We start from the raw sequence: 7,381 nt of genomic DNA on the forward strand, positions 1-7,381 counted from the left end.
CTGCTGGCGCTGCTGTTGCTGGCGCTGCTCGTCATTCTGGCGGCGCTGCTCCATCTGCTGGCGCTGTTGCTGCTGGCGCTGGCGTCGCTCTTCTTCCTGCTGTTGCTGGGACTGGTCGCCTCCCTCCTCTGCCTGTTGCCAGCCACGCTGACCGCCGCGCCAATCGGCGGCAGAGGCCGGCGACAAGCCCAGGCTCAAAGCGCTGATGGCAACCGCCGTTGCAAAAACGAGCTTTATCGAACTTCTTTCATGCACCATCTGGTGCCTCCCTTGGCCGCGCGCCTGATTTTGGCAGCGTCAGACGCCACATTGATCCCCGCTGGCTGAACCGGAGATGAACCGCTCGAAGCCCTTGGGTAAAATGGCGATGGGTAAAATGGCGATGGCAGGTAAGAGAGGCGCGAGCATGGCGCCTTGTGCTAGCCTCGGCGGCGCCATCGTCCTCAAAGCCCAGGTACGCCCCCTTCCATGAGTGAGCAGATTTTTCTTCAAGCCATCATCCTCGGCATCGTCGAGGGGGTGACCGAATTCCTTCCCGTCTCGTCCACCGGCCATCTCATCGTCGCGGGCGAGTTCCTCGGCTTTTCCGGCCCGCTTGCCACCGTCTTCGACGTGGTGATCCAGCTCGGCGCCATTCTCGCCATCTGCGTGCTCTATGCTCGCAAGCTCTTCGGCGTTGCCTTCGGGCTTGTCGACGACCCCGCCGCCCGGAATTTCGCCATCGCCATCCTGATCGCCTTTCTGCCAGCGGCGGTGCTCGGCTTTCTGCTGCATGACTTCATCAAGCAGGTTCTTTTCAGCCCACTCGTCGTCTGCGCCTCACTCATCCTCGGCGGCTTCGCCATTCTGGCGATCGAGCGCTGGCGGCCCGAGCCACGCATCGGCGCCATCGAAAGCCTCACGCCCCTGACCTCACTCAAGATCGGCCTGTTCCAGTGCCTGGCAATGATCCCCGGCGTTTCGCGCTCCGGAGCCACGATCCTCGGCGCGCTCACCCTCGGCGTCGACCGGAAGACGGCGGCGGAGTTTTCCTTCTTCCTCGCCATCCCGACCATGTTCGGCGCGACGGCCCTCGACCTCTGGAAGAACCGCCACATCCTCAACCCGGACGACAGCGCGGTGATCGCGCTCGGCTTCGTCGCCGCCTTCCTGTCCGCCATCGTGGTCGTGCGCTGGCTCGTCAATTTCGTCAGCAGGCACAGCTTCGCCGTTTTCGGCTGGTACAGAATCCTGTTCGGCGCCGTGCTGGCCGTGCATTTCATCTGGCTCGCCTGAACCTGATCTTCCAAAAAAATCAGCACCTTAGCCGGAAGTAAATCCCGCTTAACCGTCCATTAGACCTTTCTGTCTTATTCATGGACGGAGGCTCGGCACCGCCTCGCACACGGCCAGGTACACATGGCGGAACTGATCAATCAGGCCTCGGGCCATCGGGACCGGGAGGAGCGCGCGAGTGAACTCCTCGACGCGAAGCTCGACGTCACCGATCTGACGGGCTACCGCGCAGCCGATTTCGAGATGAACGCGCTCACGCTGCGCTTTCGCAATGCCGAGATCGAGGACATCTACAGCGCCAGGAACTTCGACCGCCAGATCGGCCTGACCCGCTTTTCTATCGCGATGGGCGCAGCCATTTTCGCGATCTATGCGGCGCTAGATCCCTATATCGTTCCCGACATACTCTATCAGGCGTGGTTCATCCGCTTCGGCATCGCCTGCCCGATGCTGCTCGGCCTGACCGCCCTCTCCTACGCTCCGTGGTTCACCTACAAGCATCAGGGCGTCCTGTCGCTTTCGATGGCGATTCCGGGACTTGCGGTCGTGGCGATGATCGCGCTCGCGGAGCCTCCGGGCAACTACCTCTATTATGGCGGCCTCATCATCATCATCGGCTACAGCAACTGCCTGTGGCGGCTGAGCTATGTTTATTCAAGCGTCATATCGCTCGCCACGCTCGCCTGCTACGAGCTGGTGGTGCTGGTAATAAATCCGGCGCCCGCCGACATTCTGATCAACAACAACGCCTTCCTCGCCTTCGCGATCGGCGTCAGCATCTTCATCAACTACATTCAGGAGTATCAGCTCCGCCGGAGCTTCGTGGACAATGAGCAGCTCAGGCTCGAGCGCATGCGCTCCGACCGGCTGCTCAGCCGCTCCGAAGCGGCGAACCGCTCCAAGAACGATTTCCTCGCGATCATGAGCCACGAACTCAGGACGCCGCTCAACGCCATCATCGGCTTCTCGGAGATCATCGCCAACCAGATGTTCGGTCCCGTCGGCCAGTCGAAATATGCCGACTATGCGAGCGACATCCGCTCCAGCGGCGCGCATCTGCTCAGCATCATCAACGACATTCTCGACATCTCGAAGGCGGAAGCCGGCAAGCTGCAACTCGAGGAAGAGCCGATCGACCCGATCGAATCGCTCAACCGCGCCATGCGGATGTTCCGCCAGCGCGCGTCCGAACTCGGCGTCGATCTCTCGTTCCGCGTGCGCGACGACATACCCTGGATCATCGCCGATCCGCGCCTCTTCAATCAGGTCGCCATCAACCTCACCTCGAACGCGCTGAAGTTCACGCCGGAGGGCGGCCATGTCTGGATCGATATCGGCATCGACGGCGCGGGCGACCTCGCGCTGACGGTGAAGGACACCGGCATCGGCATCAAGGACGCGGACAAGGAGCGGATCTTCGAGCCCTTCGTGCAGGTGGAGAACGCGATGTCGCGCTCCTATCAGGGAACCGGCCTCGGCCTGCCGCTCGTGCGCAAGATCATGACGCTCCATGGCGGCTCGATCGAGCTTGAAAGCGTCGTCGATCAGGGCACGACGGTCACCGCGACCTTCCCCAAGAGCCGCTTCGTCGCGCGGAACCCGGAAGACGAACTGCGCTGGAGCGCGCTCTGACCTCTCAGGCCGGTTTGTCCACGACCATCAGATAGACGCACTTCGTCGCGTCTTCCTCGATCGTGATGTTCGCCACATCCAGCCCCTCCACCATCGCGCGCATATCGTCTTCGGTGCGGTAGATGAGGCTCCAGTCGGTCACGAATTCGAGCGGCCACTGGCAGGTTTCCCGGCCCTGCTTCACATTGGCGATGATCAGCTTGCCGCCCGGCGTGACCTGATCGTAGAGATCGTGCGCGAGCGCGCGGGCACGGCGGTGCGAGAGATAGTCGAAAAGGCCGAGGCTGTAGAGAATGTCCTGCGGCGGCAGTGTCTTGAAAAGCGCACCCGCCTTGAGAAGCTGCGCGAAGGACGCCTGAAGGCACTGGATCTTCGCCCGGCCCGCATGGCGCACCACCTCCCGGTGGCTGTGCTCATAGGCATGGCTCAGGGCACGCTCGTCCTGATCGATCAGCGTGACGTTGATCGGCCGTGGCAGGCTCTCGATCTTCAGATAGTCGTAAACCTCATAGGCCGAGCCGCAGCCGAGATTGGCGATATGCATCGGCTTGTCGCCGGGGGCCTTCGCGACTTCAGCCGCGAGAATCTTCTGCGTCATGCGCAGCCGCGTGCCGACGCAGGCGCCCGTCTCGATGCCGATGCGGTGGAGCAGCTTTTCATAGGGCGTGTTGCCGACGCGCTGCCACTCGTAAACATAATTCATGATCTGGAAGTCGCCGGGATAGCCGAGCGGCTTCTCGTAGCAGCGGCGCATGACGGCGCCCGGCATGAAATCCGGCGTCAGCACCCGCTCGGCATAGCGCTTGTGGCGCGCGAGCATTTCCGGGTCGCTCCAGACCGGCTCCAGAACATCGCTGCCGCGATACCAGAGTTCCTTCCACTGGGGGACCATGCGGTCCTCGCAGGCGATCAGCGCCTCGAGCAGCTTTTCCTCGCGCTCGCGGCCCGTGGCGGTCAGCCGCGCCTCATAGCTCTCGAGAAGCTCCTTGTAGGAGCGGAAGAGATTGACGATCTCGGCACAGAGCTGCGTGAATTCGGGAAGGATGCCGTTCGACGTTCCGAAGGCGGGATCGGCCAGCGTGCGCGACAGGAGAAGATTGTCGTGCTCCGTCACGATGGCTGGCAGATCGAGAAAACCGGAGGTGAACTCCAGCGCCACCGTGGTGCGGCTGCCGCTCGGCTCGACGCGGCGGATGCGCCCCGCACCGCGATAGAGGCGGTCGTCGCCCACGCGCAGCTCGAAGGGAATTTCCGTACCGAGACGGTCGTCCCAACCGTCGTGAACGTGGCTCTGCGCCGCGATGCCGGTCATGCTGATATTCTTCAGCGCCGCCCGCTCATTGTCGAAATAGACCGCGGGGACCGCCTCCTTGAAGAGGTCCTCCGGCCTGAACCGCTCGGCGCGATAGAACATGCGCCGGCCCTCGGCGCCCGTCAGTTGTTCATAAGTCCGCATTTCTGGCCCCAACCACCACTCAATACATGAAATTAAGGGATCATAAAGACTAACGAAATGCAAATTTTACCAAAGGTTAAGGTTACTTTTCGAGTTCAGCCACAACGGCACAGATGAATCACGGAAAATGAATGGGAAATATTAGTCGGCGCTACCCGCCGCCGGCACGGCGACCGTTGCCCGCTTGCGGTCCATGAGGCGGAGCAGCGGCGGCAGCATGAGCCAGTCGATGAAGAGATTGGCGAGAATGACGATGGCTGTCTGGGCGCCGAGCGAGCGGTTGACCTCGAAGCCGGAAACGGTGAGGACCCCGAAGCCGACGGCAAGCGAGACAGTGATGACGAGCATGGCCGTGCCCACCGTCACGAAGACTTCGTCGATCGCCTCCCTGGGGCTCAACCCCCGCTTCAGCGCGGCCTGATACATGACGAGGAAATAGATCGTGTCGTCCACCACGAGCCCGATGGTCATGGCGGTGATGACGGCGGCGGCAAGGCCGAGCTGCCCGAAGAGCAGACCCCATATACCAAAACCCAGAATGCTGGGTAGCACGTTCATCAATATGCTGAGAAGGCCGTAGGTGACGCTTCGCAGCGCCAGCGCGATGACGATGCCGATGCCGAACATCGTCATGATGGTGCCGGCGATCATCGAACGGATGTTGAGCCACGAGACATGCGAGAAGAGCACGTTGATGCTCTCTCCCTTCGCCTGCATGGCGGGAGGCGCATTGGCGGCGAGCCAATCCTGTGCGGCCGCGTTGAAATCGCGGATATCGCTCGATTTCACATGCGAGAGAATGACGGTGACGCGGCTCGACGAACGCGAGACGTTGATCTGGTCGTTCAGCGAGGCGCCGTATGGCAGCGAAAGCTCATAGAGCAGGAAATATTGCGCAATCGCATCGGCGCTGTCGGGAATGGTGTCGTGATCGCCGGGCTTGCCCGCATTGATCTGCTGGTTGATGCGCCGGGTAATGTCGGGGACTGACAGCACGCTGACGACATGCGGCTGGGCGCGGATCCAGGCGACAAAGTCCGACAGCTTGCGCTGATAGGCAGGATCGTAAACGCCGCTGTCGCGCCCTGCCCCGACATCGAACTCGACCAGATTGAGCCCGGTCAGATGCGCCTCCGCGAAATCCGAGGCGCGGCGATAGTCGAAGCGGCTGTCGAAATAATGCGTGAAGTCGTCGTCGAGCGTGATCTTCTGGAGCCAGAAGCTCGACGCGACAACAACGATGCCGCAGAAGAAGAACAGCCCCAGATAATAACGGTTCACGAAGCGGCCGAGCGCGATCATGGCCCGTTCCGACTGGCTGCGGGCGGGCTTGAGGTTCATCAGCGAGAGGAAGGCGGGCAGCCAGGTGAAGGTAAAGACATAGGCGATGCCGATGCCCATGGTGACGGTATTTCCGAGATCGCGGAAGGGCGGCGCCTCGGCGAAGTTCATCGAGAGAAAGCCGATCGACCCTGTCAGCGCGATGAGGCTGACGGGCTTGAGGTGGACGCGCAGCGTGTCCCTGAGCGCCTCGTCCTTGCTCATGCCCTGATCGAGCGATTGCATGGCCGTGGTCACGATGCGGACGGCGGCGGCCATGTTGACCGTCATGATGATGATGGGAGCCGCGATGCTCGCCGGATTGATGACGAAGCCGAGCCAGCCCGCGACGCCCATGGCCGAAGCCGCCGAAAGCGCGAGCAAGGTCAGAATGGCCAGGCTCGGCTTGATCGAGCGCACGAAGAACAGCATCACGAGGCCGGTGACGACGAGGCTCACCGGAATGAGGAAGGTCGCATCGCTGACGGCCGCCTCCGAGAAGGTGCCCATCAGGATCACATTGCCGGTGGTCTTGACCTCGATGCCCGGATGCGCGGCCTCGATCGAGGCGGCAAGCGCGCGGGTCGAGGCGATGATCTCGCGCACCTCGCGCGACGCCTCGGCGGGAAGGTTGAAATCTATGATGACGCCCGCCGCCTTGCCGTCGGCGGCTATCAGCCGGTTCCGCACCAGCGGATCGGCGAGCGCGATGCTCTCGACCTTCGCGCCCTCTTCCGGCGTCACGGCGGAGGGATCGGGCACCAGCTCGTCGACGGCGAAACTGTCCGCGTCGGAGGTGACGTGGGGGAAGTTGGTGAGGGATTCGACCCGCGTCGAATGGGGCAGCTTCCATGCCTGCTTCGTCAGATCGCCGATGGCGGCAAGCGCCGCCGGGTCCGTGATCTTCTTGCCGCCGGCCCAGACGACCATGAGGACATTGTTGTTCTGGCCGTATTTCCGCTCGAACTTTTGGAATTCGGCAAGTTCCGCGGCTTTGGGGTCGAAGAAGACCCGCGTATCTGAAGAAAGCGTCAGCCGCGGCAGCCCCGACACCGCGATGAGGCAGAGAAGAAGGCACAAGGCCATGACAGTTCGCGGCGCTCCAAGCACCACGCGATAGAGAATCACCATTTGATGACGTTTGCCCCCGTGCCCCCACCCCGGCTTCCGCCCGCGTGGGACCAAACACCCCGGCGCGCTGCGGACAAGCGCGCTCACTCTAGAGCGTTGTCCCACCTTGTGACAATTCGCGTGACCAGCCGAGCACGAAGGAAAGCGGAATTTTATGGAAACCCGGCGTTAAGACAGTGCTGCGAACAATGAGCTTGGGGGAAGCCTGTCCGTGTGCCGGCGTCCATGCGCCGTTCGCGCCGTTTTCCTCCTACCCGTCTTCCAGGATGAAAGGCGCGAATACGGCAGAAGGCGCATGAGCGGAAATCCAACCATCAATCTGGCGACCGTCGGGACGGCCGAACTCGAAGCGATGTCCGTTCAGGTCTTCACCGCGTCGCTCGAGGCGATGTCAGGGGAAGCGATTGCCCGCTTTCGCAGGATGCGCCGCCTCAGCAATCATCATCGTCAGGCGCTCGAGCAATATCTGATCGAGCATCCGGAAAAGCGGTCGCCGGATGATGAAGAACTCGCGGCCGCACCCGCCAGGCCCACAAAAGCGGCGAAGGCGGCGAAACCTGCAATGCC

At 62.2% G+C, this 7,381-nt stretch carries 6 protein-coding genes; 4 read left to right on the forward strand and 2 right to left on the reverse strand.

Going from position 1 to position 7,381, the window contains the following annotated elements; genetic code table 11:
* From PKA57_RS07205 to PKA57_RS07215, 3 genes are all read left to right on the forward strand, one after another.
* Positions 1-327, forward strand: a 327-nt coding sequence (locus PKA57_RS07205; RefSeq protein ID WP_324298987.1) for a hypothetical protein, incomplete at its 5' end; no start/stop codon positions are given.
* A gap of 141 nt (positions 328-468) precedes the next feature.
* Complete coding sequence (locus tag PKA57_RS07210; RefSeq protein ID WP_324298989.1) at positions 469-1,275, forward strand: undecaprenyl-diphosphate phosphatase; 807 nt, start codon at positions 469-471, stop codon at positions 1,273-1,275.
* 123 nt (positions 1,276-1,398) lie between these two features.
* Positions 1,399-2,907: a HAMP domain-containing sensor histidine kinase gene (locus PKA57_RS07215; RefSeq protein ID WP_324298991.1), complete on the forward strand. Its 1,509-nt coding sequence runs from the start codon at positions 1,399-1,401 to the stop codon at positions 2,905-2,907.
* Between the two features lie 4 nt (positions 2,908-2,911).
* Here PKA57_RS07215 and PKA57_RS07220 read toward each other — a convergent pair whose 3' ends face one another.
* On the reverse strand, positions 2,912-4,363 hold the full coding sequence (locus PKA57_RS07220) for a class I SAM-dependent methyltransferase (protein ID WP_324298993.1): 1,452 nt from the start codon (positions 4,361-4,363) through the stop codon (positions 2,912-2,914).
* A 141-nt stretch (positions 4,364-4,504) separates the two neighbouring features.
* Positions 4,505-6,814: an MMPL family transporter gene (locus PKA57_RS07225; RefSeq protein WP_324298995.1), complete on the reverse strand. Its 2,310-nt coding sequence runs from the start codon at positions 6,812-6,814 to the stop codon at positions 4,505-4,507.
* A 352-nt stretch (positions 6,815-7,166) separates the two neighbouring features.
* Between PKA57_RS07225 and PKA57_RS07230 the strand changes: the two genes are divergently transcribed.
* Positions 7,167-7,381: hypothetical protein (locus tag PKA57_RS07230; protein ID WP_324298997.1), on the forward strand; the 215-nt coding region annotated here is incomplete at its 3' end.

Origin of the sequence: Parvibaculum sp. (assembly GCF_035325945.1) — a bacterium.
Lineage (GTDB): Bacteria > Pseudomonadota > Alphaproteobacteria > Parvibaculales > Parvibaculaceae > Parvibaculum.

Coding starts and splice junctions, on each gene's coding strand:
- PKA57_RS07210 (WP_324298989.1), top strand. CDS start 469: ATGAGTGAGCAGATTTTTCTTCAAGCCATCATCCTCGGCATCGTCGAG.
- PKA57_RS07215 (WP_324298991.1), top strand. CDS start 1,399: ATGGCGGAACTGATCAATCAGGCCTCGGGCCATCGGGACCGGGAGGAG.
- PKA57_RS07220 (WP_324298993.1), bottom strand. CDS start 4,363: ATGCGGACTTATGAACAACTGACGGGCGCCGAGGGCCGGCGCATGTTC.
- PKA57_RS07225 (WP_324298995.1), bottom strand. CDS start 6,814: ATGGTGATTCTCTATCGCGTGGTGCTTGGAGCGCCGCGAACTGTCATG.